Source organism: Candidatus Nitrosotalea bavarica (assembly GCF_900167955.1).
Taxonomy (GTDB): Archaea; Thermoproteota; Nitrososphaeria; order Nitrososphaerales; family Nitrosopumilaceae; genus Nitrosotalea; species Nitrosotalea bavarica.
Map to the genome: position 1 here is coordinate 19,934 of NZ_FUYK01000008.1, position 26,342 is coordinate 46,275.

Genomic DNA, 26,342 nt, shown 5'->3' on the forward strand with positions numbered 1-26,342 from the left:
TATGGAATGGGCATGGCCATAAATTACTATCATATTTTCAAGAGAGTAAAAGAAGCAAGAAAACTTGTAATCAAGGGAATTACTATTGCAGGGTCTGGTCATCCCGGTGGTTCATTCTCAATGGCTGAAATTATGGGGTGCATGTATTTTAAATTCCTAAAATATGATCCAAAGAACCCTCTCTGGGCAGATAGGGATAGACTTGTTTTATCAAAAGGACACGCTTCCCCTGGACTATTCTCAAATCTTGCAGTAGCTGGATTTTTTGACAAATCTGAAATGGAGACTTTGCGAAAGTTTGGAAGTAGATTGCAAGGTCATCCTGATTTCAAATGTCCAGGAGTTGAATTCTGTGGTGGGTCACTTGGATTAGGCTTATCATTTTCAACTGGAATGGCACTTGCAGCAAGAATTGATGGGAAAAATCATCATATTTACACAATAATAGGAGATGGTGAATCTGATGAAGGACAAGTCTGGGAAGCTGCTATGACCGGCTCTAAATATAGAGTTGATAATCTCACTGTTTTCTTGGACAGAAATTTCATTCAACAAGATGACTATACTGAAAAAATAATGCCTCTGGATGAGGAGCTTGTAGGTGATGATATTTCTGAGATGTGGAAAAATGCGGCAAGGTGGAAAGTGGGAGATAAGTGGAGATCTTTTGGATGGAATGTTTTAGAAATTGATGGTCATCGTATAGAACAAATCGTCAAGGCAGTAAACTCTGCACTTCAAACAAAGGGAACTCCATCTATTATTGTAGCTCGTACCATCAAAGGTAAATCAGTAGAACACATGGAAGATAATCCGAAATGGCACGGTGTTGCACCAAATCCTCAGATATCTCCAATAATTGATCTAGAATTAGATTGTCAATCTCTGATATCTCCATCTATAATCGCTGGAGATATGGCAAACTTGGAAAATGAGGTTAAGAGAGCTGCACATGCAAGAGCAGATTTTATTCATCTTGATGTGATGGACGGAATGTTTGTTGAGACTAAAACATTTGATCATGAAAAGATAAAACAACTAAGACAGATTACACCAATTCCTTTTGATACTCATCTTATGATTAATGAACCAGTAAAACATGTCAAGAATTATGTTGATGCTGGCTGTGATATAATTACAGTACATGCCGAAGTCTGTGATGAATCAAGTTTTGGGGAGATTCATGATATTCTTCGTTCAAACCAAGTAAGTGTTGGTCTTGCAATTAATCCTAGTACTGAATTGCCTACATGGTCTGAGAAATTTATTTCAGATTTGGATCAACTAATAATAATGTCCGTAATTCCTGGCAAATCAGGTCAAAAATACATCGAATCTACACACGAAAAGACTCAACGAATAGCCAAATTCTTATCTGAAAGAAAATTTGAGGGTCTAATCGAAGCTGATGGTGGTGTAGATTTGTCTAACGTAGAATCCGTTTTCTTGGACGGTGCCAGAGTGTTTGTAGGCGGTAGTGCCATAATAGGACAAAAAGATGTTAGGACAACAATCCTTGAATTTAGAAAGAAGATCGTACATGCAAGAAGAAATCTACTGATTAACAAAGCTCACAACCTTGGTGGAGTTGATCTTGTGAAAAAATGGATTGATCTACATGAAGTAGGAAAGAAAAAGACCGAACTCTTACAGATTGCCCAGAAGGCAGGTTTTGTATGACAGAGTTTGCTGATATGAGAACAGTTTATGGAGATACTTTAATCAAGTTAGGTGAGAAAAATTCTGATATTGTAGTAGTTGGTGCTGATACTACAGATTCATTAAAGACAAAGCCCTTTGGAAAAAAGTTTCCAAATAGATTCTTCAATGTTGGTATTGCTGAAGCCAACCTGATCACTATTGCAGCAGGTCTTGCAAACGAGGGAAAAATTCCATTTGCAAGCACATATGCCGCATTTCTTCCTGGTAGGTGTGTTGATCAAATACGTAATGCAATAGCATATCCTTCGAGAAATGGTAAAAATGGGTTGAATGTAAAAATGGTTGTATCTCATGGTGGTCTTAGTGTAGGCCCTGATGGAGGCTCACATCAACAGATTGAGGATATTGCAATAATGAGAGTCATTCCAAATGTCAAAGTCTTTATTCCATCTGATACTGTAACGGTGGAAAAATTAACTCAAATCTTTGCACAGGTTTATGGTCCATGTTACATGCGATTGGCAAGATCAAAGACACCAGTAATCCATTCAAAAGAACAAGACTTTCAAATCGGTAAAGGTATTGTATTACGCGATGGTTCAGATTGTACAATTGTTGCATGTGGCATAACTGTTAGTATTGCTCTTGAGGCAGCTGATGCTTTGAAGCAAGAAGGAATAGCATGTAGAGTAATTGACATGTTCTCAATCAAACCTATAGATTCTGAACTTTTGGAAAAAGCTGCTCGTGAAACAGGTGGAATAGTTACTTGTGAAGAACATAATGTAATGGCAGGATTTGGTTCTGCAGTTGCTGAGACAGTTTCTGAGATATATCCTGTTCCTGTAAAACGTATAGGCGTACAAGACAAATTTGGTGAATCTGCAAGAGATGCTGAGATTCATCTCTTGCTTGAAAAACACGGTATCACATCAATTCATATATCTAATGCCGTCAAGTCTATTCGGAGTCAAATCCGATGAAGATATTTCTTGATACTGCAAATATTTCTGCAATAAAGATGTATAATGACATGGGTCTTGTTGATGGAATTACTACAAACCCATCTCTTATGGCAAAGGAAGGTGGCGATCCTCAAAAAGTCATGGAGGAAATTGTTCGAATTATCAAAGGTGATGTGAGCTTGGAAGTATTGAGTATGGAGACTAGTGGAATGTTGGAAGAAGGTCGAAGGCTAAGAAAATATGGCAACAATGTGGTTGTAAAATGTCCTATGACACCTGAAGGTCTCAAAGCTTGTAAGATCTTGACATCAGAGGGCATTCCAGTAAATGTTACACTTTGTTTTTCAGTAAATCAAGCAATATTAGCAGCTAAAGCCGGTGCAAAATATGTTAGTCCATTTATTGGAAGACTAGATGACAATGGGCAAGATGGAATGAATCTCATTAAAGAAATGCGCCAAGTATTTCAAAATTATAAATTTAGTACACAAATTCTTGTGGCAAGTGTTAGACATCCTATGCATGTAGTAGAAGCTGCAAAAATTGGAGCAGATGTAGTTACTTTACCACCTGATGTATTGGGTAAAATGCTAAAACATCCATTAACGGATGTAGGTCTGAAAAACTTTCTTTTAGATTGGGAAAAACTCAAAAAAGATAATCCAAACATCAATCTCTAAATTTTTCTCTAAAATTTTGTTAGTGTTTTCCTATCCACTGATATCTGTATTCTTCATCAAATAGTTCTGATTTTATGTCATTTTTAGACTGTCTAGATTTTATCTTAGCCTCAAAAAAACCTAGACTACCTTTGTATGGAATTGGAACTCGAAGAGCCTGCGGTTTTCTAAGCAGAAACCCGAATTTGTGACGGAAAATATCTTCGTTGAAAAGGTGTTTGCCATGATCTTTTTTGAGTTCTTCCAAGGAATTGTATGATTTTACATCATAAACCTCAACTTTTCCAATAATTACTCCTGTTCTTAGATTGGATTTTTCTATGCCTAATCTATCACATACATCATTTTTGATTTTGATTGGTGCATGAATTAGACACTCTCCTCGAAACTTTGTATTCCATGTTCTTAGTTCAATAGTTTTTTTACCATTTATTATAAAGTCAGCATAAGGTTGAGATACTGAGAGGCATTTCATTTCTCAGCTAGTTCCCAAAACATTCAAAACTCTTTTTGGAATATCACTTAACCTGCTAACAGCAAGAGTTCTCTCATAACCTAATCTTCTAAGATTATTTGCAATTAATATGGCATCTTCTGTATCAGGTCCAAAGCCTATGGCGACCATCTTTATACCAATAGATTTGAAATCTCTCATTAAATAACGAACTGCATCAGGATCTGAGGGTTCTCCATCTGTTAATGTTAAAAATATGTCTGGTTTTTTTGAACGAAGAGATGGCAATAACATGTTGTAAACTTCAGCCAGTGGTGTACTTCCATTTGCTTTTATTTGTGCAAGTCTTTTGGCAGAAATATTATTCCATTTTAAATTCTCTGGTTTTATTAGCCAACATATGACATGTTTTTGTTCTGTGTTAAACGCATAGACAGAAAATTTTACTTTTAAATATTCTAAAACTTCACAAAGAGCAAGTGTAGCTTTCTTGTATTGTATCTCCTGACTTGCTATGCTTGAAGAGTGATCTAAAAGTATGATGATCCTAGTCTTGATTGCAATTTTTCTATCTGAAATAAATGGTTTATGGCCGTCAATGTGTGATTCTTCGTCAAACTCATCTCCTGAAAACACATGTTCTTCCTTCCATCCTGATTTCCATTCTTTGAATTTTGCTTTTAGGTGATTTATTAGATCTATGTCAATAATCTTTGTTTCATCCACGTTTGTTGCAGTGGGAATGTTGATTCCAATTGTTTCACTACTCAAACCTTTATTCTCTGTTCTTTTTGCTTCTTCAAGCAAAACTTTGAATTCTTCAAAAACCTCTTTGCCTTCAGAAATTTTCTGGGGATCTAATTCTCCAAAATCGTCTTCACGATATTTTGCAATCTTGTTTAGAGTCTTTACAAATTCCTCTTCTGAAAGTGCCATACCTGAACTGATTTTAGGAATTGATATTGGGATAGTTAAAAGCGGGTCAATCTCTAAGATCTTGATTATTTCAGGTACTCTTTTTTCAAGCCAATCTGTACCGTATTTTTTTTCAATTGCCTCTTTTACTATCTCTGAGGCAAGATTGATTGCCTTTTTGACCTTCTCAAATGCACTAGGCTGCAGTTCTCCCTTGATATCGCCTAGAAGAAAATACTGGGCAAAACCTTCCACTATTCGGGTATTTCCATATAACGTGTTTAATAATGGTCTGTATAGCCAAGCAACTCCATATCTGAAAATGATCTCATCGTCCATTCCTTGCCAAACAGTTCTTGCAATGGTCTCGATTCTTCTTGTTTCAAGAGTATTGAGGATAAATCCAAAAGCGTGATCATTACTAAGAATTTTACTTGAATATCTGATTCTCATTGCTTCATACCACAAGGCAGTTCTGAATTGTCTATATTTTTGAAAGTCAGTTCCTTGATATTTTTCTAATGGAAACATTATGACTTTATTTTCTTTTAGTTTAGTTTGTACTTCTTTTTGATCCGATATACTAACTATAATGGATTCTTTTCCAGACCATCTTCTAACAAGAAATGTAGCTATCTCAATTAATGTGTCATTTCTAAGATGTAATGATTGCATTAACTACCAAACATCGATGTTATGATGTCATTTACTTTTTGGAATTCTACGCTACCCCATTGCAAGTATATATTGGCAAATACTACCTCTGCTGCCTGCCTTGTTTTCATACCTGAATCAAGAATCTTTGCAAATGCTATTGTTTCACGCAAGCTTGGAGAATAGTACAACTCTTCAACTGCAGCTGCCTGTCGTAAAATATTTGCCAATTTTATTCCTTGTAAGATCTCTTTTTCGTGAGATGATGAATATTGCTTGACTATCTGAAATTCAATATCCTCTGGTGGATAGTCTAGTCGAAGTCTTATGGGAAATCTACTTAGTAATTGCGGTGGAAGCTCTTTTGTACCAACATGTGATAACGGATTAATTGTAGCAACAACAAACCATCCTTTAGTAGCTTTTATCAATTCACCACCTGATTCTTTTAGAACAATCTGTCTTCTGTCATCAAGTGCTTCATCAAGGCGAAGAAGTACGTCTGCTTCTGCAGAATTTATCTCATCAAGATAAAGCATATCTCCCTCTTTCATGGATTTGACTAGAATTCCTTGTTCAAATCCGATTGCGCCGTTTTCCATTGTTTTTGCTCCTACCAGATGACTCTCACGTGTTCTTAAACTAAAATTGATTGACTCAAGCTTTATTCCTTTTCTTGCGGCAAATTCTCTTACTAGTGTAGTCTTACCTGTGCCCTTGGGACCTATTATAAGAACAAAAAGATCAGCGGTAAATGCCTTGTCTAGAACTTCAAATGAATTATTCCAATCAATATACAATGATTCTGTAAGCATGTTTGAACAAAGTTCTTTCCTTAATTTAAAAATGTCTCATTGTTTAGCACTAGGTTAGGAGAATTAATCTTCAGAGAATATGAAAAGCGGTTCTGTTCCAATTAATATTCCTTGATCTGAATGTTTTTGAATTTTCTATACGCCTATTTTTGCGTATGATTCATCCAAAATATGATGCAAGGTTTTATGCCAAGCATCAAAGCCATCTGGTTTCTTGGGGAAGTTGTAATAATGCTCTGTTAATGCTTTATTTTGTTGTGCAGTGAATCTAAGTCCATCTGCAAGGGTTTTGTTAAGTGCACCTCTTATCATCATACCTAGTTTTCCAACAGTTCCAAAGTCTGGATGCTCTCCTTTGCTAATTGCTTCCACGTCTAATTTTGACAAAAAGTGCTTCATTCCATAGTTTATCTGTTCATTTGTTAGAGTCTGGAGTAAACGTCTGAAAATTTCAAGACCTGCTGTTTTGTATCCATAATCATTAATGAAATCAATATTGTACTGCCAAAGCCCTGCTTCGCTAACATCTCCTGCTTCAATTGCATTTACTGCGTTTTTACCTAAGATGGTTGCTGCAACTATTGCTGGACCAATTCCTCCCGCATCAAGTGGTTTTGGCATCCATGCAGAATCGCCAACAAGCATGTATCCATTTGTAACCAAGCAATCATTTTGTCTTCTTACAGAGACTTGCCAATTACCTGTTACATTATTGGAATCCATTGAATCGTCTGATAATTTTGGATTGACTATGACCTTGTTCATCTTAACATAGTCATTAATTAATTTAGTAACATCATCATGTTTTCCTAATCTTTGGTTTCTTTTCACCAACTCTTTTTGCTGTACACCTAAACCGATATTGACCTTGTTTTTTCCTTTTGGAAATACCCATCCATATCCTCCAGGAGCTATATCTTGATCAAGATGAATTATGCAATAATCTGGATCAAATTCTTTCTTATCGTCTATACCTTGATCAAACTTCATGATGTGTCTTCCGGTAGATTCTAAATCATCACGATCTATTTTTCGTTCTATTTTTGTACCTATGGTGAGACCATTTCTTAACATTGAAGTAACACCAGTGGCATCAACTACAATTTTTGCAGTTTTTTTGAATGGTTCCTTTGTAAGTAGATTTGTTCCTTCTACTCCAACAACGGCTCCATTATCATATGTTAAATTTCTTAATGCAACAGAATACTGGATATTAATTCCGGCTTTTTTTGCATCACGAAGCTGACGTTGAGGAAGCTGTTGTCTGTTTAACATGTATCCCTCCCCATCAAAAGGAATTGATGTTTCTCTATCTGGGGAAAATGCCATCACTCCTTTTACGGGATGCTCAATCTCTGGATTACCCCATGAAATTTTTATCCTCTCAGTCATGTAATCTACAGTATTTTTTCCAACGGCATCACCACAAACCCATCCATTGAGTGTCTTCATGCCAATTGTGATCTCGGGATTTCTATCTATTACAAGAATTGATAATTTTTGTTTAGAATAATATGCAGCAGATTGTGCAGCAATCATTCCTGCAAGGCCTCCCCCTGCTACAATTATATCATAATCTGTTTTCACAGCGAAAAAACAGGATGGACTCTATTTAAAAGAACCGTATGAAAATAGATCAAAAGGTATTGTGGGTCGGTTCGTCGCGGCTTCTTCACAGCGCGTGCTCAGACTGGAGCGGCAAAAATATTACCTCATTCCCTTTTCTCTAAGGTTGATAAATATTATTAAACTATGCTGGAGTTGCAGATTTTATTCAAACCGTAAGTAATTCAATGTATTTTTTTGAAATTTCATCTTTTTTGTAGACTGGCATTTTTATCTTGATTTTTATTGCATTATTTTGTTGTAGGCTGATTTCTTTACTTACAAGTTCATTCTTACCTATCCTTAAGAAAAGTGTAGTGTCTTCAAAATGCAAATCTATGTTTTCTATTAGATCTTTCATCTGGGTCTTTGATATTTTAGAGGCTAATTTTTTAACAAATTCTTCTGCGCGTTTTTTTGAAAGTGTTATCTTGGCAAACAATATTGGGTTTCCGTAATGACCAAGAGTTTCTTCTATGGTAAACTCGTCTTCTTTTATTTGAAACAAGTCAAAGATTGGTTCAAAGATTTTTTTATTATCCTCTGTTGCATGTAAGATTAATTCAACCTCTACTTCGAACTGATGTGTCATATTGTATAATATGTGAAGAATGGGCTAATATCTATTAGGCTTGTAGTAGGGCAATCTCACCCTCTGCAGTTCTGATGAGCTTTGCCTTTTCAATTCCTACGTGTCTTACGTGAACTATCTTCTTGACAGCTGCCATGACATCCGAATTTATCTTTCCAAATACTGTCGCTTGGATGAACTGGTCTATTGTCATATCTGGTATAGTCTTTGACATTACTTCTTGTGCTACTAGTCTGATTGCATGTTTTCTTGATGTGTTCAATTTCTTCTGGGTCAAGGCAACTATCTTTATTCTAAAAATATAACCGTCCTTTGTCTTAAAATCTGCAATAAAACTAATCAATGAGGAACCACGTCTTACTAAACTTCTAAGAAATTCCTTTGCATATTCAAATCTCTTGAAAATTGTAGTTGCCGTTTCTCCATCTATTTTGTCAATCTGGAAATACAATTTGAACTGGTGTTGGGAAGGATCTCCTTTTAGTATGTCGTGTAATGTGCATTCTATTACTCTGCCAATTGCAGCCTTGTCATCAGTTACTGGAATATAGGCAATTGATTTTTTGTCAAACGAAGCAGGAAGTAATACTGTGACCCACTTTTTCTCTCTCCACTTGTCTTTTACTCTTGATGTCTTTTGACGAGCCAACTATGATGAACTTCTGAGGCCAAAATATAAGTTGTACGACATTTTAGATTAGGTTAGAGCCTACGTATTTTTGCAATACCTTTGGAACTGTAATATGTCCATCTTTTGTCTGGAAATTTTCTATTATCGCAACCATAGTTCGTGTAGTTGCAACCAGTGTACTATTCAAGGAATGGAGATATTGGGGTTGTTCATCTGTTCTATCTCTAAATCTTATCTTCAATCTTCTTGCTTGAAAATCAAGGCAATTTGAACAAGATACTATTTCTCTATAGCTTTTTTGTCCTGCCATCCATGCTTCAAGATCATATGTCTTGGCAGAAATCTTGCCCAAATCTCCACTTGATAGTAACATGATTCTATATGGTATCTCAATTTTTTGATAAAATTCTTCTGCTATTGCAAGCATTTTTTCATGTTCATTCCATGAATCCTCAGGTCTTGTAAAGACAAACTGTTCTACCTTTTCAAATTGATGTACTCGAAATATTCCCTTTTGGTCTCTACCATGAGCTCCTGCTTCCTTTCTAAAACATGTACTTATTCCTGCATATCGTAGAGGTAATTTTTTACCATCAATTATCTCATCTGAATGCATTGATGCTACTGCATGTTCACTTGTCCCAATGAGGTAAAGATCTTCTCCCTCAATCTTGTAAATTACTTCTTCAAAATCTTGGGCAATTATGGCACCTTCCATTGCATTCCTATTTATCAAAAATGGTGTTTGTATGGGAGTGTAATTTTTCTCAGTTAGAAAATCAAGTGCAAATTGTAGTAACGCTTGATTTAATCTAACAAGTTGATTTTTGAGAAAGTAAAATCTTGCTCCTGAGACCTTGGCAGCTCTTTCTAAATCCACAAGATCAAGATTCTGTGTCAAATCAATGTGATCCTTTATCTCAAAATCAAAAGTGGGTATGTTGCCCCATTTTTTTATCTCTATGTTTGTAGCATCATCTTTTCCAAGAGGAACTGATTCGTGTACCATATTGGGTAGTGTTAAAGAAAGTTTTGTGAAATTATCTTCTATCTTTATCTGCGTTTCTTCTAATTTGCGAAGATCATCAGAAACTGTTTGCATTTGCCCAATGAGGCTAGATGCATCTTGTCCTGCTTTCTTTTTTCTTGAAATTTCTAACGATACCTCATTTCTTTTTTTCCTCAATTCATCAGTTTTTATAATTAGTTCTCTTCTTTCCTTGTCTAATGATATTAGTTCATCAAGAGGAAATTTGACAGCTCTTGCTTCCAACATGTTTCTGATTTTCTCTGGATTCTCTCGAAGAAGTTTTGGATCAAGCATCAACTAGTCACTTTGAGTATAACTTGGGTTTGTTCAAGAACTTCATCAATAGTAGAAATCAAGGTTCGTATATTTCCTTTACCCTCAAATATGAAAACTAGAGATGTCTCTTTCTTTTCTATTTTAAAAGAAAGATTCTCTGGAAAATCTACATTATCAGGCTCCAAAGATTTTCTTATGGAATCTATCCTTTTTTCTGAAAGGTTATTCAGAAACACTTCAACTTTACATTCTAGTGACATTTTTTTCCAGATGATCTAGAAATTCATCCAATTTGTCTTTTGTAATCCTTGCTCCAGCTGCTGCGGCATGACCTCCTCCTACACCTGATACCTTTGCAGCGCATTCTCGCATTAATAGTCCTAAATTTACTTCAGATTTGCAACCAGTAGATTTGCGTGAAGAGAACTTGATTGTACCTTCATCACCGTTTGTTCGAAGTATGATTATTTTTCCAGTATTTTTCTGTGAACCGCCAAGAAGTGATGATACTGCACCTGTCATGTTCTCTGGCACAAGACCTTCGCCATTGACCATCAAGTATGAACCGTTATCAGTTATTCTCCATCTTTCACTGGAAAGTGTATTCATGTATGTTCTCAAAAATGTTCTATATTCCACCAAAATGTTCTCACCCTCTTCCAACATCTTGGTTCTATCTCCCATACAGATTGCAACGCCCACTCCAGCTTTTCTGATTCTACCACAAGAGTTTAACATTGTTGAAAACTCTCTTGCATCACGAAGAAAACTTCGCTTATCTTCACCAGATAACGTGTATGTATATCCAACAAGCTCGTCTAGTATATCGCTTGCATTTTTTGTAGAAATGTATTTTGATATGGTCTGAAGTAAAGTTCTTTTTTCATCTTCTGTAAGTTCAGCAGGAACTCTCCATCTACTACCATCCTTTAATTTTATTCCTGATGAATTTAAAAGTGAAAGACAGGCATCACGATTCCATGTTAGGCCTTCTATGAAAGGCTGAGAAGTAAATGCAAGTGAATCTGGTAGTGGCCTTGTCTCTCTTCCAACTAGTAATATGTCTAAATCAATTTCAACTTGATTATTCTTTTTTGCTATGGCTGCAATTTCTAAATTCAGTCCTGTAAAAGATTTCTTTTCACCTTGGTCTTGACGATCACCTAATGCTGCAACCACTGCAATCCATGCTAGATCTGTATTTTCTTTGTGAAGTGCTTTTGATACAAGATATGCCATACCTCCAGCAGATACATCCTTTCCACCATCTACGTCATACTTCCAAGCATTGATGACTTTTTGATTATCAAATTCTTCTTGTGGTATTTGGTGATGATCAACTATAATCCATTCCTCACCTAATGCATTATCGATATCCTTTGCAAATCCTCCACCAAGATCAGTGATTATATGAAATTGTCTTGAATCACTTTTCATTTTCTCAAGAATGTTTTTACTAAATTCATTAACTGTGCGAACAGTACATTTGGCACCTGCTCTTATCAAAGATTTTGTTACAATGCTGCCAGAAGTTATACCGTCACAATCAAGATGAGTGATAACTGAAATATTTTTTCCTGTTTTGATACAATCAGAAACTCTGTCATGAAAATAAGATAATGCTTGGTCTAACTTTACCATTACTCGAGTTGAGCAATGACTGCCTTATATTTCCAAGTTTTGGGAATCTTGCCCATTTTCTTGTAATATGAAGATAGTCTATGGACCTTTGCCTCTAAGAGCTCAAGTGATCTAACATTTCTTTTATCTGATCTATGTTCCTTCAAATGTTTTTGCAGACCTAGTGCCTTGGTTACTAGATTATTCAAGTCTTCAGGCATGTCTGTTTTTATTCCCTTTTCTTCAAGAATGTCTGTAATTGATTTTTTGACAATTTGTCTTGTGATCGGTATTGCGTATTGATCACGTAATTTTATTCCGATCTTGCTTGGGGTGAAACCTTCCTTTGCATATTTTACAACAAGTTCTTCGATCTCGGCTGGACTTTGTTTTACCCATGTAGGTGCACTAGGAGTGATCGGTCTTGTTGAATGTGATTTTCCGTGTCTGTGTGAATGAAGTCGTCCCACGAACCGCTTGTTTTTTAAGGAAACATAAATGTTACTTGGCTCTCTGCAAGCATGATAATTACAAAAAAGTTAAATATCTACGGATTGGATTTACAATAGGTATTCATATGAAAACACCAATAATTGTTGGAACTGTACTGTTGGCTCTATTTGTAGTCTCTACATTTGTTCCATTTGCTGCGGCTCAGTATACACCAGGCGGTGGTCTTGGGCTCGAACAGGAATTGGCACTAGCAAGAGCTAAAGTGACAGCAGCACAAAATAATCCACACGCAGGTTCCGGTACTCCATACCTTGATGCAAACGGTGTAGTAGGTGCAACAATCATCTCAGGTGGAATATTCGGTGGAATCTTCATTGCTTTTGTCGTAAAAGCAAAGCAAGCGGAAAAAGCAAAGAGATCTCAATAATTCTTCTCTTTTTCTTATTTTATTAATTCCTGAACAAATCTATTTTTGATCTCATTTTTTACATCCTTACAGAAATGTATATATCGCACCTAAAGTGTTTTCAATTATGATGAGCACGATATTCACTATGCTCGTAGGTATACTGTCAAACTTTGCAGGTCAGATAGGTCCAAACTACGACCCGCTATTTTATGATGTGATGGTCTACATATTTGCAACCATCATGTTCTCAGTATTCCTTCTAGGAGTAATTGCATTCTGGCTCAGAGTGCACGGTCTTGGTGGCGACACACGAGAAAGATGGGTCGCAGAACTCAACAAGCACTTTGAAAGAGAAGGCATTGGTCTTATCCCAGACAACGGTAAATACTGGTAAACTCCAACTCTTTTTCTTATTTTTAATTAATCTCTAGATTATATCATTTTGAATAATTTTACTTGGTCTAATTTTATTTTGTATAGTTACTTGGAGGCGTAAATGTTGGGGCTCCGGCATTCTTTGTGACAAATTCTGCTCTGTAATGAGATCCGTCATGAACTATTGCATGAATAAATTGAGATGATTCTGCGTCATTTTCGTATATCTTTGATTTGATCTCATCCATATCCCGTAAAGGAAAACCTGATAACCATAGGAATTGGCCTACCTCAAATGGATATTCGTTTACCCACGTACCAGTAATTGTTCCATCATCTGTAAAAACCATGGATCTTTGACAATTTGCTGGAATCGCCATAGTACTAATTGGTCTTATCCATTTTTTACCATCAACTAGAACTTCTAGCGAGGCCGATACATGATATTGGATATTTAGTCCATTGAGACATTTGTGATAAAGAGGATCTTGTGATTTTATCTGTGAAATGGCTGTAGTGCTAATCAAGACAACTGCTATTCCTACAGCGGCTGAAATTGCAAGAAACTTGATCGTTTTTTTACGTTTTGACGGATCTCCCATTCCAGGCCAGAACATGACTTTGATGTCCTTTCTAGAGTTATATAGATTAAGATATTATTTTTTAAATAATTAAAATATATAAAAGAAATTTAGAGTGAGGATTCGCCGCGTTTTTTGGTTCCTACATCTACAGCATCTGCTACATCATAGATGAAGATCTTTCCTTCTCCAGCCTGACCAGTACCTGCATGAGAAGTTATTGCGTTCACTACTGCTTCCACCTTACTCTCATTTACAACTGTAATGATGATAGCATTCACATTGTGTGTAGCTTCTACACGTCCTCCTCTACCAGATGAAACCATTTCTCTTTTTCTTTGACCTCTACCCTTGACATTAAAATACGTAAATCCTCCAATGTCAAGTTCTACCAGAGCATAGAAGACGGAATCCAATTTCTCTTCTGGAATTATAGCCTCGATTTTTTTCATGGTCATGATTCATTGCACATATGAAATGCTTTTATTAAAATCATTGCTTAAAATATTCCAAAATGCAGAATATTATCATAAAATAACTGTTTTAGGATAAAATACCTTTTATAGATGAAATCCCATTTCTCAAAAGAATGACAGAATCCAAAGCTAGCTACAAAAAAGCAAAAATCATTGGAAAAGTTCAAGACAAAATTAAGGAAGGAATTGAAAACTATCGTGCAGCATCTGATTCACCACCGCGAGTAGATGTTTACGATGTCATTGAGCAAGTCTTTGCAGCAATTAATCCACAAGTAGCTGATGAAGGAAAGATCACAGTAGATGAGGTAAGCGGATGTTTAAGAAATGCATACCTTGATCGAAAGGATCCGTCTGAAAGCAATCACAAACAGATGGTGTCAAAGATAATGAAAAAGAGCGCATTTAGCATCATGGAAAAACCACTTGATGGTCAACTCGATGCAGGTTCTAACGTAAAGATTGTCGGTAGAGCTGACAGAGTTGAAGATGAAGTAGTGATGCTCTTTAGAGGTTCAGAAAAATTACCTGAAATGCCATATCCGGCAGATTTCATACATCTGAACTCCTATTTGTTCATGTTTGACAAACCAGAAGGCGTGATTGTCTACTTTGATAGGGAAGGAAATGAAATGGAATTCAATGTTCCAAAAAGTGAGAAGCTCTTAAACGAAACAAAACGTAGAGCAAAAATTCTCAATACCTTGCTGACAAACAATATTGCTCCGGCAATCGAACCATCTGAAAAATGCATGGAATGTCCTCATAATGAGAAATGTTACTACGCAAATGAAGACAAACAGAAATGGGGATTCTGGGCTCGTGGCAAGTGGCGTGAACTCAAACCAAAACCCTTCCTATAATCACAACTTTTTTCATTTTAATTTTTAATCTAATACCCAAAAGATAATTTTGAAATTATTTGAGAGATTCTGATTCTTCTGGATTTAGAAAAACTCGTGTCTTGTAGGGTTTTTCAGAATCCTTGTGGAAATAAAAAATCTTGATGCCATGTTCAAAAGGTTTCATCTCTATTTTGTCAGTTGATTGGATTGAACTATCTTCTTGTCTGAGATATTGGTATAATTCCTCTTCATTCATCTTCAGTATTTCGCTTATCCGCTTTCTTGTTCCCATGTTATTCAAAATAATCTGAATTAATTGAACATCTTAACTTTTCTTATTGGAAACTTTTGCTTGGCAATCTAATCATTAAATACAATCTTGCTTCTTGGAATTGACATGTCTGATTCAAAAATAGAGTGGTTTGAAGATTTTATAGGCTTGGGATATCACGTATTTGATGTACGACCTACTGTATACCTGATATTTGATAATAAAAGAAAACTTGTCAATGCGTGGAATCAGATAATAAAATATTGGCCAGACTATGAAATCAAAATGAGATTTTTTGAAGGAGATGCCAACTATGAATTTGTTCTGTACTGCCAATCTCGTATATTGCAAACAACAAATGTTTTCTTGAAATCACTAAAAATGTCGGATCACTATCAACAGTTTATGGAAGAATACAATGGGTCTGCATCATTACAAATTGCAAACTATTCCCCCAAGAACAAAAAATATGAACTTGAGATATTCAAGTTCAAAAAGAAGGTGATTGACGTACAATTTCTAAAAAATCAAGATATCGTTGATGATTTTATCGTTTTACAGGCACGAGAAAGACTCAAACAGGCTGAGGGGAAAAAATAGTTCTACAGTCATGGTTTTTTTAGTTTTGATGCTATCAAACCTACCCATAGACTCCAGTCCAAATTTTTAAAAACAAGAGGTTGACGAGAAGGGTAATTTGTTACCGTTTTTGAAATTCCAAAATCATATTTTTTCTCTTTTCCTTTTTCTGTAAATGTGATTCGTAAGAAATTTACATTTCTTGCTATTATGCTTCTGACATCTATAATGGAATTTAATGGCATTATCCAAGATTTTGGATTCTCAGTCAAATCCTCATCAAGATCTGATTCATTGTAATCTGACATCTTTCCTATGCTTGCCTTGTCGTCTGCAAAATATCTCACCTTTTCTTTTCCAGTTATCCATATGTAACGTGGGACAAAAATTACCTTTCTGTTTGTAAGAACAAGAACTCCTTCTTTATTTTTATGAAAGAAACCACTTAACCCTAACGCTATTCCCCAAATCTGAGGAAGTGACGCAATGATGTACTCTTCTTCTTCGAGATTTTCTCTCATAATTCGTTCAGCATATTTTATGAATAAATCAATCTATCTAATTCTGGTGATGATGCAAAAATGTGGTAAAGGGATTTGTTCTAGGCGTGACCTTGACCTTCGTATCTCATGCCGTAGGTTCCCCAAGTTTTTCCTTTCTTTGCTAAATTATACCTGTGGGCTCTTTCACCGAAGTAAATTGCTATTGTCATTACAAGAGTCACTGCAGTTGCAATGAAAATTGTTATGTCTGCTTCAGTCATGCGTGGTTTAGTTGGGAAGTGGTATAATAATTTTATTTAGAATTTTTTCAAATTCTATGATACCAAAATTTTTACAAAATATTGATCGACATGGTATAATATCATAAAAAAAATATTTTAGGATAAAATGCCTTTTATAGATGAGAAACATCTCTATCGAAAGATGCTGGAGACAATTTCTAAATCGCCAATTCAGATAGTAACAAAACACAAATGGCCGGTAGTTTTTGTGCTCGCAGGCTTATTAGTCGGGTTATCCGGATTCGCGGCAATACAGGATGCACACGCTCAATTTGGTCCGTTAGGAGCTCTTGCAGATCCTAAAAAGACAAATGAGCTTCACTGTGCTCAGCCGATGATACCTCCGGGTAATGGAACGTTCGGTGGAAGTAATGCCCCATGTATAGACACAGGAGATACAACCTTCATGTACGCAGCAGCAGTCTTCGTCATGATAATGACTCCTGGTGGTGTGGGATTCTTGTATGGAGGTCTTACAAGAAGAAAGCACTCTCTAACAGTAATTTTACAGGCATTCATGGTCTATGCAATTGTCAGTGTTCAATGGGTAGTCTTTGGATACTCGATAATGTTTGGTCCTTCTGCCGATCCCGTTGGATTTATCGGAAACCTTGACTGGGTAGGCTTGAATAACGTATCGCACAATGCGCCAGCCGATGTATACGCTCCAACTATTCCACACTTAGCCTATGTGATGTTCCAGCTGATGTTTGCTGCCATCACTCCGTCACTTGCCATAGCTGGTTATGCTGACAGAGTAAAGATGAGTGCATTTCTAATACACGTTGTATTGTGGACTACATTCGTCTATGATTTCGTAGGACATGCAAACTGGTCTCTTGCAAGTCAGGGTACCGCGATGGGCTGGTTAGCCAAGATCGGTACAGAAGACTTTGCGGGTGGAACAGTCATTCACATCACCTCAGGATTTGCAGGTTTAGCTACCGCAATGTTCTTGGGAAGAAGAATAGGATATGGTAAAGCACCATTTGAACCACACTCAATTCCGCTTATAATTTTGGGTGCATCATTACTTTGGTTTGGATGGTTTGGTTTTAACCCTGGTAGTGCAGGATTTGCTGGTTTCCTTGAAACACAAGCATTCCAGAACACCAACATTGCAACTGCGGTTGCAGCAATATGGTGGATGTTCTTAAGCTGGGCACATACAGGAAAGACTAGTGCCATAGGTGCAGTAAACGGAGCTGTAGCTGGACTTGTAGCAATCACGCCAGCCTCTGGTTTCATTGGAACATGGGCATCCATAATAGTAGGATTTGCATGTGCAACGGTATGCTTCTACTGTGTATTAATCAAGAACAGGGCAAGAATAGATGATGCGCTGGATACTTGGGGTGTACACGGAATGGGCGGTGTTGTTGGTGCATTACTTACAGGTGCATTCAGTGAAGTCAGAATCAATCCATTTGGACACAATGGTCTCTTCTTTGGAAACCCAATGCAGTTTGTAATTAATTGTATGGGTGCAGGATTTGGTGCAGCTTGGTCATTTGGCATAACTTACATCATTTGGAGAATCCAAGATGCAATTTGGCCAGGTGGAGTTAGAGTCACACCAAAAGAAGAAGAAGTAGGATTGGACATATCTCAAGTAGGCGAACACGCATACTCTGGATTCGCAGAGTAAACTATTCCCACCTTTTTCATTTTTATGTTTTGTTCAAGTCACTCTTGATTGATTATTATTTTCTAAATTGAGAAACAGTAAATAGATGTCAATTTACCAAACTTTGTAAATGGCAGACAAGTGGTTAGTTTTTGTTGCATTACAATTTGTTAGTGCAGCAATTGGATTTGGTTTTTGGTATCTTGTTGATCATAGTTTCATCTTTCTAATGGTAGGAGGACTCTTCTTTACACTTGGAACATTTGGTGCCACACGCTGGGGCTTTGACAAATGGAAAGGTAAAAACAAACCAAGAAAACGCGAAAAGAAACGATAATTTTATTTTTTTATGTTTTAATTTTTTATTTTCATATAATGGTATCTTTATATCAATCACGATTTGCACTCTACCTGTAGATATTCTTGTCATCAAAAAAACCGCCATTTAGTAAGAAGAAACGTTTGGTAATATTTGCCATAATTACAATGGTTGGAATATCATATGCGTTTTATAACTCACAAGTTAATTCTGGCTTTAAACATACTGTAACATGGAACTTTGATTCATATCAAAATGGAACAATTCCCCAAGGCTTTGCTGCACTATCTACTGATCAAATACCTTCTTGGGTAATAATATCGGACACTAGTGCACCATCTCCACCAAATGTATTGGAAAAATTACCGATTAATGATACAAATGACTATCATCTGCAATTAATTCCAAATTCGCCTAATGTTGATACTGAAAATGTTACCATGAGTTTTAAAATTGTATCAGGCGAAAATGCAAAGTCTGCAGGTATGATTCTTCGATTCATTGACATGAAACATTATTTTGTTTTGATGGCAGATTCTGGCCAAAACAGGCTCTCTTTATGCAAGAATACTCCTGACTTTTTATTATGTATTTATGAAAAAACCGTCACAATTACTCCCGGGGAATGGCATACCCTCAAAGCATTGGTATCTTCGCAGGGAATAGCTGCATATCTTGATGGTCAGGTTATCCTACGAGCAAATGATCACAATTATTTGCAAGGACAAGTTGGACTGTGGACTAAGAAAGACACTAATGCACTTTTTGATGATCTTAAAATAGAATACTAGACAAACCTGTCTCTATCTAGTACACCACCAATCTGTAAAGTATGACTCTTGAAGCTTGACAAAATTTGAGTTTAATGAAGAATCTACTATTACAACACCTTGTGCTAAAGGATTCATACTATCATAGTAGGTAAACGCACCTTTTCTATCAAACACATGTGAAAATATTCCATTTTGTGGCATGATAAAACTTGAAAACTGTCCATCTGAACCACCTTGTCCATTTCCGCCTATTATCATGTGGTTAACTGTATCCTTGTTTATCCATGTGATGGTGTCTCCTGTTGTAATGGTTATTTGACATGGAATAAAACAAGACTCGTTTATCAGACATCCTATGATGGAGATGATGTATGATTTACTTGACTCATTGTTTTTCAGAGTATAACCATATGAAGCAGGAATTGTAGTAACAAGTACAAGGGCAAAACATAATGCAATTATTTCTATTGTCTTATTTTTCGTGATGTTATAATGTCAAGTGAGTGCTATTAACATTACAAATTTGTTCTAAAACTGGTTCTAAGGTACTTACACTAAAATTGCAAGAGATTTGTATAAACTCAAGTTACAACAATATGGAATCAAATGATGCCCAAGAAAAATTTCTCAAGACTCAGATGATACTTGCAGTCATACCTACATTTGTGACCCAGTTATTTGCATTTTATAGAATACGAAAACTAACCTATGGTATCATAATTGAAGTGATAATATTTTTTGTAGACTTGGTACTGCAGATGAATATATCGTGGCCATTTGGAGTGATGATTGTACTACCAATATCTGTTTTAATTCCTGTTTACTTTGTGCGAAAGTGGACTTTGGAATTTAATAAAACTCCGTCTATGTTCTAAAAAAATAGTTTACACTACATCAAAGTAAGAAAATGAAAAGAGAGGGGGTGATTGTTTTTAAATCACTTGCCAAGGTCTTGTTGCGAAAGTAACCGCATATCCTACTGCAATGACTATCGATTGATAGGCTACATTGACATATGGAATTGGTTTTACGATTGGATCGCCTGTTACCACGACTGTTTGTCCTGGACCTAGACCTGGACCGATGCTTGCTATGTTAAGCTGTGTGTGCATGTGATATACTGCTGGTTCAAGTGCCATGATGGTTAGCTTGTATGGAACCACTCCGTTTGCTGGTATTGTAATTACGTTACCAGGTGGATCTCTTGCCATAATTTCCCATCTATTACCAGCGTTTGGTGAGTCACCGTATACGGTGTACCATCCTCGTAAGTCTCTATTTACAAGACTTACAAATTTTCCAGATACTGTCAGAGTGTCTCCGGTGTGAACAGATTGTTTTGACCAAGTCTCACCATCTATTCTAACGAAACGACTCTGTAGTTGTGCCTGGACACCATGTGCCTCAGCATGTTGGAACATTTGTGCCATTGATGGTCCAACTGCTCCAAGTGCTACTATCACACTTATTGCAGCCACAATAAACTTCTTATCGACCATATTGAACTAAACCAAATGAGAAACTACAACGATATATATTTTGCCCTGCCTGATCCATCTGACGATAGTAATGGTGTATAGCATCCATGTTAATCATGAATAGAATGATTTTATCTGTATTATTATTATCATATTATGGTATAGATTCAAGTGTTATTAATATTATTTTGGGCATAAAAATATAGGAATTATACTATATTTTACAGAAATTATAACTTATGGTTTAAATAAGTATCAACCACTCACTACTCCATGGCACAAATGCCCGCACTAATTCCAAAAGAAGTTGAAATCCAGAGACTGAAGAAGATCTGGCTTATCATCATCGCATTGGGATCGATTGCAGCATCAGTAGAGGTTGATAACTTCGTAGACGGATCTTTACACCAGACATCAATCAGAGACAGTGCCTTCACACCAGCACACTGGTGGTTATACAGTCACTTCATTGCTCTTCCATTAGGATGGGGAATGGTAGCTATGTATGATAGAAAGGTACCAATCCTGAGAGGTCCAAACAACTCAATGAACACAGGTCTTAAGATGACTATCCTTGGTTACTTGGCAACAATGTTTACCATTGGTGTTAATGAGATGTGGCACTTCTGGTATGTAGAGGAGATCTTTGCAGTTCCAAACCACTGGATGTTTAACATGGGTGTCGTCGTTGCTTTCATGGGCGCACTTGCCTATGTAGTAAGAGTATATGCACGACTCGTCGAACTTGGAGCAGAAACCCCAGGTGAGAACCCATATGTTGCAGAAATGTACAAGATGGCCTTAGAGGGCAAATTGTACAGCAGATCAATCCCATAAACGCGCACAAGCGCTTTTTTCTCTTTTATTTTTCTCGATCAAATTAACGTAAGTTATGTCTCATCTTGGGAAAAGATTTAAAAGCATACATCTGTCAATAAATCCAAATGACCTTACCAAAAGGATTCGGTACTGGTGGCGGAGCTTCAAGTTCCGACATAAGCAAGATGATAGGGCGACGTGTAGAAGATCACTTCGGAATTATTACTGCCTTCTTCCTCGCATTATGGGGAGGAACATGGGCTGGAATAGCAGTCGCATGCGTCTACTATCCTTGGGCATATCCACCGCCAAGCGCACACTTTGCATTGACTTGCCTTACAATTATCGAGGCAATAGGTTACTTGTTCTGTGTTAAAGTAGTAACTGAAGGTACATCAAAAGCAAAGACATACAATGGTGCAATCGCTGGCATAATCGCAGCAGTAGCAATCGCCACACTGCTTACAGATTGCTTCTTCTTCGGTTAGAAAATTTCCCTTTTCATCTTTTCTTTTATTATTAAGATTCAACTTTAGTTAAGATCATTTCTGCTGATCTCGCACATGATAAAATTTTATATACATCACTTCCTGAATACAATCCAATGGTCTGGCTAAGACGATGTACTCACTACTTATTCATAGTAGTGGTAGCAGTCAACTCGACCCTGTTGGTAATCAACGCAGGAGACTACATATTCTACACTGATTGGGCATGGACATCATATGTGATATTTACACTATCACAATCATTGATGCTCGCAGTCGGTGCAGCATATTACCTTACGTTCACTGGTGTACCAGGAACGGCAACATACTATGCACTGATAATGACGGTGTATACGTGGATTGCAAAAGGTGCGTGGTTCTCCTTAGGATACCCATACAGCTTCATCGTTGTTCCGATATGGATTCCATCTGCAATATTGATGGATCTGGCATATTGGGCAACAAAGAGAAACAAACACTCTTTGATCCTTATAGGCGGTGTGCTCTGTGGAATGTCTATGTCGTTGTTCAACATGATCAATCTAATCACAATAGATGATCCTCTTGAGACTGCTTTCAAATACCCGAGAACCACATTGCCTCCATACATGACACCGATAGAACCACAAGTAGGTAAGTTCTATGATAGTCCCGTAGCTTTGGGTGCAGGCGCTAGTGCCGTATTAACGGTAACAATGACTGCGTTAGGAACCAAACTAACAACATGGACTTACAGGTGGATGGCAGCTTGGTCTAAGTGGGACTAACTTCCCTTTCCTTTTACTTTTATTATTTTAGTACTACTAAGCTATCTTGATCTTTATTTTTGATTAAAAAAAGTTACACAAGGTGTGATCTTTTGTTATCTAATTAAAGGAAATATAATTTAACAATTAATTGATATTGAAACAACAATATCATGTAATCTCTGTTGCTCCAAGACCGTTTGTCAAATGGGCAGGCGGAAAGAGACAGCTATTGCCAGTAATATCAGAAAATATTCCTACTAAATTTGATAGATATTTTGAGCCGTTTCTAGGCGGGGGTGCAGTCTTTTTTTCTTTGGCTGCAAAAGAGCGAAAAGCAAAGTGGTTCATCTCTGATCTAAACTCTGACTTGGTCTTGTCATATGTTACCATTAGAGATAAAGTAAAGGAACTTGTTTCATCGTTAGAAAATCATACTGCACATTATTCTAAAAATCAAAGCGGTTATTATTACAATATACGAGAAGCCAATCCCAAAAATGAGATTGATAAAGTTTCAAGACTGATATTTCTCAACAAGACTTGCTTTAATGGACTATACCGAGTAAACAGTAAAGGGAAATTCAATGTCCCTGTTGGAAGATATGTAAACCCAAACATTGTAAACAAGGAAAATCTCTTTGAGGTAAGCAAGATATTGCAATCAAAGGACATATCAATAAAATGTCAGGATTTTGAAGATGCCCTAAAAGGAGTAGGACAAGGAGATTTTGTTTATCTAGACCCACCTTATCAACCGGTTAGTTCTACAGCAAGTTTTACAAGCTATACAGACAGTGATTTTGATTTTAGTGACCAAAAGAGGCTCTATAACAAATTCAAGTCTCTTGACAAAAAGGGCGTCAAGGTATTGTTATCAAATTCAAAATCTGATGAAATTATAGATCTATTCCAAGAGTTCTCCGATGGTATTATGGAAATTAACGCAAATAGATTCATCAACTCTGTTTCAAAAAATAGAACTGGTCATACTGAACTATTGATTAAAAACTACTAAGGATAGTCATTATGCCAGACAACCAGTAGAGTAAAATCAAAGATAATTTTCCAGTCTTGATAGAATTGGATTCAAGTAAGAAAGAACAGGCTCTAAAAGCTGCCAAAATTGCAAGCATAGAACTCTTGGAATCAACAAGGCCTTTGCATGGAATCTTGGAGACCTGCAAGAGTATCTGTAAGATGGCTGGAATATCTGATCAAAACACCTGGATAGACCTTGAGATTAATGGCTATTTGGTAAAATGCAAGACAATGGATGATCTGTGCCAAAATCTTCCGTCATATAGGAAGACTGACTGGAAGTTTCATGATCTTTATGGGAACTTGATCTCTCTGTCCCCCACAATAGTTGCTCTTTTTGGACAGTCTACAATATATCATCCAATTAGGGAATTGGAAAGTAACAATCCTATAGTGGTTGAAGCAAAGTTTCTAGATAAATTTAACAACTTCAGATCCAAATACGGTTTGGATGAGATCTCAAAAATTTTAATTTATGAAGCAAGAATCTCAAAAGATGAGATCAAACATGTTCTAGAAGGTGTAAAGAAGAGAATTCAAGAGTTGCTTGATATGATTATCTCTTTACTAGAGATGCAATAATCTGTATGCCATGAAAAGTTAATCTGCTAGTTGTTACTAGAATTATTATCAAAAATAATTCATCAATAATAAAATTCAATTTCCTGTTACATGTTTTGCAGTCAAATCTATGCAACAAAAATCTATCGATGGAGGCTTGCAAATAAGAGATGGCCGGTTTTGGAAATATTGGTGGACTGTTGTTGGCAATCTTTGGGCTCTTAATTGCAGCCTATGGATTAAACGTGCAAGGACATTTCTCAACTTACGCATTCATTCTTGGAGTAGGTTGTGTTGCAAGTGGAGGTGTTATTGTATGGTCTAGTATGAGACAGGGAAAAACATTTCAAACACAACCATATCAGGTGATATCTCAAAAAACAACATCATCCCATGCAGATTCAAAATACAAAAATATCTATGAAGGATCACCTGTTCCACAAAGGACAGTAAATACTTCTGGAGTAATACTAGAATGTAATTCTGCATATGTGAAAAATTTTGGATTATCAAGAGAAGATATCATTGGGAAATCTCTCTTTGATCATGTTTCAGAAAAAAGTTTGGATGATATGAAAAAATGCTTTGAAGCCTGGAAGAAATCTAATAGGGTAGAGAATGTTGAGATATGGTTCAAAAGAAAAGACGGGACAACTTTCCCTGGACTACTTAGTGCCAATAATATCTATGATGATAAAGGAAAATTGATAGGAAGCAATACCGCAATAAGAGATATCTCTGAAATTTATCAGGCTCATAAAGTTCTGGAAGAACATGAAAGACAAAAAATCCAGATTGATGAACTACAAAAAATGGATTCTTCTAAAGCAGAATTTTACATGACGGTTGCAAAAGAATCACAAGTTCCTATATCTCCAATTTTAAAATATTCTGAGCAGCTTCTAAAGGAGATTCCGCGTGGAAAGATTACTGCAAAACAAGTCGAGGCGATAACTGAAATTCATGATAATGCAGCCAAGTTGGATCAATTAATGATTGACATAATCGACGTACAAAAACTCAACACCAAAACCATGGAATTCAAAAAGGAATCATTTGATGTTGACGGTTTGATGAAACAAGTTGTTGAATTGTGTAAACCTATGATGGCTGACAAAAATATAGAGTTTGTAGATTCTTCTAGCACCAAAAAAACAATAACAAGTGACAAAGCCCTGTTAAGTAAGGTCTTTTTTAATCTAGTACAAAATGCAGTTGATTTTGTGCCTACAAAGGAAGGAAGAATCGAGATAGGTGCCAAGGAGGAGGGCGATTCTATGGTGTTTCATGTAAAAGACAATGGGATAGGAATAATGGAGAAAAAGAAAGATTTTGTCTTTAAAAAATTCTATCAGGTAGATATTACATATAAGAGAAAATATGGCGGTAGTGGGTTTGGGTTGGTTATCTGTAAAGGAATTGTTGAACATCTTGGTGGAAAAATTTGGTTTGACACTAAAGAAGCGGAAGGTACGACATTTTATTTCTCAATTCTTTCATGATATAATTAGAAAACATCAAGCTTCGAACGGGATTCGATCCCGCGACCTTTACCTTACCAAGGTAACGCTCTACCAGGCTGAGCTATCGAAGCATGACAAGCTCGCTCTTGTGAATCCTTATTAATCTTACTTGGTTTTAGAAAAAATTTTCATAAAACGTTTAATTTCTCCGACATCTCGCTAATAAAACGCAGGAGTCGCCGAGCCTGGCCAAAGTAGGTCTGATGGCCTTTGGACGCGCGGGACTTAAGATCATACAAATGGGTGATCCCGTCTCTTAGGGGTTCGTGGGTTCAAATCCCACCTCCTGCACCTC

The 26,342-nt window shown here is 36.5% G+C and carries 34 protein-coding genes and 2 tRNA genes; 18 read left to right on the forward strand and 18 right to left on the reverse strand.

Going from position 1 to position 26,342, the window contains the following annotated elements:
- Window positions 1-12 precede the first annotated feature (12 nt).
- Genes C0Q33_RS05835 through fsa form a run of 3 tightly spaced genes read left to right on the forward strand, consistent with a single transcriptional unit; the run spans window position 13 to window position 3,307 of the window.
- Entirely contained in the window at window positions 13-1,680 is a 1,668-nt protein-coding gene (locus C0Q33_RS05835; RefSeq protein ID WP_101477731.1) for a ribulose-phosphate 3-epimerase, read from the forward strand.
- Window positions 1,677-2,645, forward strand: a complete 969-nt coding sequence (locus C0Q33_RS05840; protein WP_101477671.1) for a transketolase family protein — start codon at window positions 1,677-1,679, stop codon at window positions 2,643-2,645. The genes C0Q33_RS05835 and C0Q33_RS05840 overlap by 4 nt, the downstream gene beginning before the upstream one ends.
- Window positions 2,642-3,307, forward strand: a complete 666-nt coding sequence (gene fsa / locus C0Q33_RS05845) for a fructose-6-phosphate aldolase (RefSeq protein ID WP_101477672.1) — start codon at window positions 2,642-2,644, stop codon at window positions 3,305-3,307. Before C0Q33_RS05840 ends, fsa begins: the two co-directional genes overlap by 4 nt.
- Before the next feature lie 19 nt (window positions 3,308-3,326).
- On the opposite strand, the gene C0Q33_RS05850 is transcribed toward fsa, so the two are convergent.
- From C0Q33_RS05850 to C0Q33_RS05895, 10 genes are all read right to left on the reverse strand, one after another.
- Window positions 3,327-3,782, reverse strand: coding sequence for an ASCH domain-containing protein (locus C0Q33_RS05850; RefSeq protein ID WP_101477673.1), 456 nt, complete (start codon window positions 3,780-3,782; stop codon window positions 3,327-3,329).
- Window positions 3,783-3,785: 3 nt separating this feature from the next.
- Complete coding sequence (locus C0Q33_RS05855) at window positions 3,786-5,351, reverse strand: vWA domain-containing protein (protein ID WP_101477674.1); 1,566 nt, start codon at window positions 5,349-5,351, stop codon at window positions 3,786-3,788.
- Window positions 5,351-6,145 (reverse strand): AAA family ATPase, encoded by a 795-nt coding sequence (locus C0Q33_RS05860; protein WP_101477675.1) that lies wholly within the window; start codon window positions 6,143-6,145, stop codon window positions 5,351-5,353. Before C0Q33_RS05860 ends, C0Q33_RS05855 begins: the two co-directional genes overlap by 1 nt.
- Before the next feature lie 135 nt (window positions 6,146-6,280).
- Window positions 6,281-7,684 carry an NAD(P)/FAD-dependent oxidoreductase gene (locus tag C0Q33_RS05865; protein WP_101477732.1) on the reverse strand — a complete coding sequence of 468 codons (1,404 nt, stop codon included), beginning with the start codon at window positions 7,682-7,684 and terminating at the stop codon, window positions 6,281-6,283.
- Window positions 7,685-7,919: 235 nt separating this feature from the next.
- Entirely contained in the window at window positions 7,920-8,342 is a 423-nt protein-coding gene (locus C0Q33_RS05870; protein ID WP_101477676.1) for an RNA-binding domain-containing protein, read from the reverse strand.
- 34 nt (window positions 8,343-8,376) lie between these two features.
- Window positions 8,377-8,991 carry a 30S ribosomal protein S3ae gene (locus tag C0Q33_RS05875; RefSeq protein ID WP_101477677.1) on the reverse strand — a complete coding sequence of 205 codons (615 nt, stop codon included), beginning with the start codon at window positions 8,989-8,991 and terminating at the stop codon, window positions 8,377-8,379.
- A 43-nt stretch (window positions 8,992-9,034) separates the two neighbouring features.
- A complete protein-coding gene (serS, locus tag C0Q33_RS05880; protein WP_101477678.1) occupies window positions 9,035-10,297 on the reverse strand; it encodes a serine--tRNA ligase in 1,263 nt (420 codons plus the stop codon).
- Window positions 10,297-10,539 carry a KEOPS complex subunit Pcc1 gene (locus C0Q33_RS05885; protein ID WP_101477679.1) on the reverse strand — a complete coding sequence of 81 codons (243 nt, stop codon included), beginning with the start codon at window positions 10,537-10,539 and terminating at the stop codon, window positions 10,297-10,299. The genes serS and C0Q33_RS05885 overlap by 1 nt, the downstream gene beginning before the upstream one ends.
- Window positions 10,523-11,920, reverse strand: a complete 1,398-nt coding sequence (locus C0Q33_RS05890) for a DHHA1 domain-containing protein (protein WP_101477680.1) — start codon at window positions 11,918-11,920, stop codon at window positions 10,523-10,525. The genes C0Q33_RS05885 and C0Q33_RS05890 overlap by 17 nt, the downstream gene beginning before the upstream one ends.
- Window positions 11,920-12,369 carry a 30S ribosomal protein S15 gene (locus C0Q33_RS05895; protein ID WP_101477681.1) on the reverse strand — a complete coding sequence of 150 codons (450 nt, stop codon included), beginning with the start codon at window positions 12,367-12,369 and terminating at the stop codon, window positions 11,920-11,922. The genes C0Q33_RS05890 and C0Q33_RS05895 overlap by 1 nt, the downstream gene beginning before the upstream one ends.
- Before the next feature lie 107 nt (window positions 12,370-12,476).
- Between C0Q33_RS05895 and C0Q33_RS05900 the strand changes: the two genes are divergently transcribed.
- Together C0Q33_RS05900 and C0Q33_RS05905 are read left to right on the forward strand one after the other, a co-directional pair.
- Complete coding sequence (locus C0Q33_RS05900; RefSeq protein ID WP_101477682.1) at window positions 12,477-12,779, forward strand: hypothetical protein; 303 nt, start codon at window positions 12,477-12,479, stop codon at window positions 12,777-12,779.
- Between the two features lie 109 nt (window positions 12,780-12,888).
- The gene (locus tag C0Q33_RS05905) at window positions 12,889-13,155 is read left to right on the forward strand and encodes a hypothetical protein (RefSeq protein ID WP_101477733.1); all 267 of its coding nucleotides are present in this window, start codon (window positions 12,889-12,891) and stop codon (window positions 13,153-13,155) included.
- Between the two features lie 73 nt (window positions 13,156-13,228).
- On the opposite strand, the gene C0Q33_RS05910 is transcribed toward C0Q33_RS05905, so the two are convergent.
- Window positions 13,229-13,753, reverse strand: coding sequence for a hypothetical protein (locus C0Q33_RS05910; RefSeq protein ID WP_101477683.1), 525 nt, complete (start codon window positions 13,751-13,753; stop codon window positions 13,229-13,231).
- 74 nt (window positions 13,754-13,827) lie between these two features.
- On the reverse strand, window positions 13,828-14,175 hold the full coding sequence (locus C0Q33_RS05915; RefSeq protein WP_101477684.1) for a P-II family nitrogen regulator: 348 nt from the start codon (window positions 14,173-14,175) through the stop codon (window positions 13,828-13,830).
- Between the two features lie 131 nt (window positions 14,176-14,306).
- Here C0Q33_RS05915 and C0Q33_RS05920 point away from each other — a divergent pair, with 131 nt between their 5' ends.
- The gene (locus C0Q33_RS05920; protein WP_101477685.1) at window positions 14,307-15,056 is read left to right on the forward strand and encodes a PD-(D/E)XK nuclease family protein; all 750 of its coding nucleotides are present in this window, start codon (window positions 14,307-14,309) and stop codon (window positions 15,054-15,056) included.
- A 55-nt stretch (window positions 15,057-15,111) separates the two neighbouring features.
- Here the strand turns inward: C0Q33_RS05920 and C0Q33_RS05925 are convergent, their stop codons facing one another.
- Window positions 15,112-15,330, reverse strand: a complete 219-nt coding sequence (locus tag C0Q33_RS05925) for a hypothetical protein (protein WP_101477686.1) — start codon at window positions 15,328-15,330, stop codon at window positions 15,112-15,114.
- A 105-nt stretch (window positions 15,331-15,435) separates the two neighbouring features.
- Between C0Q33_RS05925 and C0Q33_RS05930 the strand changes: the two genes are divergently transcribed.
- Window positions 15,436-15,909 carry a hypothetical protein gene (locus C0Q33_RS05930; protein WP_133121024.1) on the forward strand — a complete coding sequence of 158 codons (474 nt, stop codon included), beginning with the start codon at window positions 15,436-15,438 and terminating at the stop codon, window positions 15,907-15,909.
- An 8-nt stretch (window positions 15,910-15,917) separates the two neighbouring features.
- On the opposite strand, the gene C0Q33_RS05935 is transcribed toward C0Q33_RS05930, so the two are convergent.
- Both C0Q33_RS05935 and C0Q33_RS09250 read right to left on the reverse strand, forming a co-directional pair.
- Window positions 15,918-16,409, reverse strand: coding sequence for a hypothetical protein (locus C0Q33_RS05935; RefSeq protein WP_101477688.1), 492 nt, complete (start codon window positions 16,407-16,409; stop codon window positions 15,918-15,920).
- Window positions 16,410-16,489: 80 nt separating this feature from the next.
- Entirely contained in the window at window positions 16,490-16,651 is a 162-nt protein-coding gene (locus tag C0Q33_RS09250; RefSeq protein WP_165776445.1) for a hypothetical protein, read from the reverse strand.
- Window positions 16,652-16,814: 163 nt separating this feature from the next.
- Here C0Q33_RS09250 and C0Q33_RS05940 point away from each other — a divergent pair, with 163 nt between their 5' ends.
- The 3 genes from C0Q33_RS05940 (at window position 16,815) to C0Q33_RS05950 (ending at window position 19,409) form a co-directional block, all read left to right on the forward strand.
- Window positions 16,815-18,320 (forward strand): ammonium transporter, encoded by a 1,506-nt coding sequence (locus C0Q33_RS05940; protein WP_245867352.1) that lies wholly within the window; start codon window positions 16,815-16,817, stop codon window positions 18,318-18,320.
- A 109-nt stretch (window positions 18,321-18,429) separates the two neighbouring features.
- A complete protein-coding gene (locus tag C0Q33_RS05945; protein ID WP_101477689.1) occupies window positions 18,430-18,636 on the forward strand; it encodes a hypothetical protein in 207 nt (68 codons plus the stop codon).
- 86 nt (window positions 18,637-18,722) lie between these two features.
- Complete coding sequence (locus C0Q33_RS05950) at window positions 18,723-19,409, forward strand: hypothetical protein (RefSeq protein WP_101477690.1); 687 nt, start codon at window positions 18,723-18,725, stop codon at window positions 19,407-19,409.
- 12 nt (window positions 19,410-19,421) lie between these two features.
- Here C0Q33_RS05950 and C0Q33_RS05955 read toward each other — a convergent pair whose 3' ends face one another.
- Window positions 19,422-19,649: a cupredoxin domain-containing protein gene (locus C0Q33_RS05955; RefSeq protein WP_101477691.1), complete on the reverse strand. Its 228-nt coding sequence runs from the start codon at window positions 19,647-19,649 to the stop codon at window positions 19,422-19,424.
- Window positions 19,650-19,951: 302 nt separating this feature from the next.
- Between C0Q33_RS05955 and C0Q33_RS05960 the strand changes: the two genes are divergently transcribed.
- Complete coding sequence (locus C0Q33_RS05960; RefSeq protein WP_165776446.1) at window positions 19,952-20,266, forward strand: hypothetical protein; 315 nt, start codon at window positions 19,952-19,954, stop codon at window positions 20,264-20,266.
- Between the two features lie 57 nt (window positions 20,267-20,323).
- Here the strand turns inward: C0Q33_RS05960 and C0Q33_RS05965 are convergent, their stop codons facing one another.
- Window positions 20,324-20,890: a methane monooxygenase/ammonia monooxygenase subunit B gene (locus tag C0Q33_RS05965; protein ID WP_101477693.1), complete on the reverse strand. Its 567-nt coding sequence runs from the start codon at window positions 20,888-20,890 to the stop codon at window positions 20,324-20,326.
- A gap of 252 nt (window positions 20,891-21,142) precedes the next feature.
- Here C0Q33_RS05965 and C0Q33_RS05970 point away from each other — a divergent pair, with 252 nt between their 5' ends.
- The 6 genes from C0Q33_RS05970 to C0Q33_RS05995 all read left to right on the forward strand — a co-directional run bounded on the left by C0Q33_RS05970 (window position 21,143) and on the right by C0Q33_RS05995 (window position 26,026).
- A complete protein-coding gene (locus tag C0Q33_RS05970) occupies window positions 21,143-21,706 on the forward strand; it encodes a methane monooxygenase/ammonia monooxygenase subunit C (RefSeq protein ID WP_101477694.1) in 564 nt (187 codons plus the stop codon).
- A 107-nt stretch (window positions 21,707-21,813) separates the two neighbouring features.
- Window positions 21,814-22,176 (forward strand): hypothetical protein, encoded by a 363-nt coding sequence (locus tag C0Q33_RS05975; protein ID WP_101477695.1) that lies wholly within the window; start codon window positions 21,814-21,816, stop codon window positions 22,174-22,176.
- Window positions 22,177-22,292: 116 nt separating this feature from the next.
- Window positions 22,293-22,943: an ammonia monooxygenase family protein gene (locus tag C0Q33_RS05980; protein ID WP_101477696.1), complete on the forward strand. Its 651-nt coding sequence runs from the start codon at window positions 22,293-22,295 to the stop codon at window positions 22,941-22,943.
- Window positions 22,944-23,079: 136 nt separating this feature from the next.
- Window positions 23,080-23,940 carry a DNA adenine methylase gene (locus C0Q33_RS05985; protein ID WP_101477697.1) on the forward strand — a complete coding sequence of 287 codons (861 nt, stop codon included), beginning with the start codon at window positions 23,080-23,082 and terminating at the stop codon, window positions 23,938-23,940.
- Between the two features lie 56 nt (window positions 23,941-23,996).
- Entirely contained in the window at window positions 23,997-24,545 is a 549-nt protein-coding gene (locus C0Q33_RS05990; protein ID WP_101477698.1) for an AbiTii domain-containing protein, read from the forward strand.
- Window positions 24,546-24,694: 149 nt separating this feature from the next.
- Window positions 24,695-26,026, forward strand: a complete 1,332-nt coding sequence (locus C0Q33_RS05995; RefSeq protein ID WP_101477699.1) for a PAS domain-containing sensor histidine kinase — start codon at window positions 24,695-24,697, stop codon at window positions 26,024-26,026.
- 18 nt (window positions 26,027-26,044) lie between these two features.
- Here C0Q33_RS05995 and C0Q33_RS06000 read toward each other — a convergent pair.
- Window positions 26,045-26,118: transfer RNA gene (locus C0Q33_RS06000), tRNA-Thr, on the reverse strand.
- 98 nt (window positions 26,119-26,216) lie between these two features.
- Here C0Q33_RS06000 and C0Q33_RS06005 point away from each other — a divergent pair.
- Window positions 26,217-26,338: transfer RNA gene (locus C0Q33_RS06005), tRNA-Leu, on the forward strand.
- Window positions 26,339-26,342: the final 4 nt, after the last annotated feature.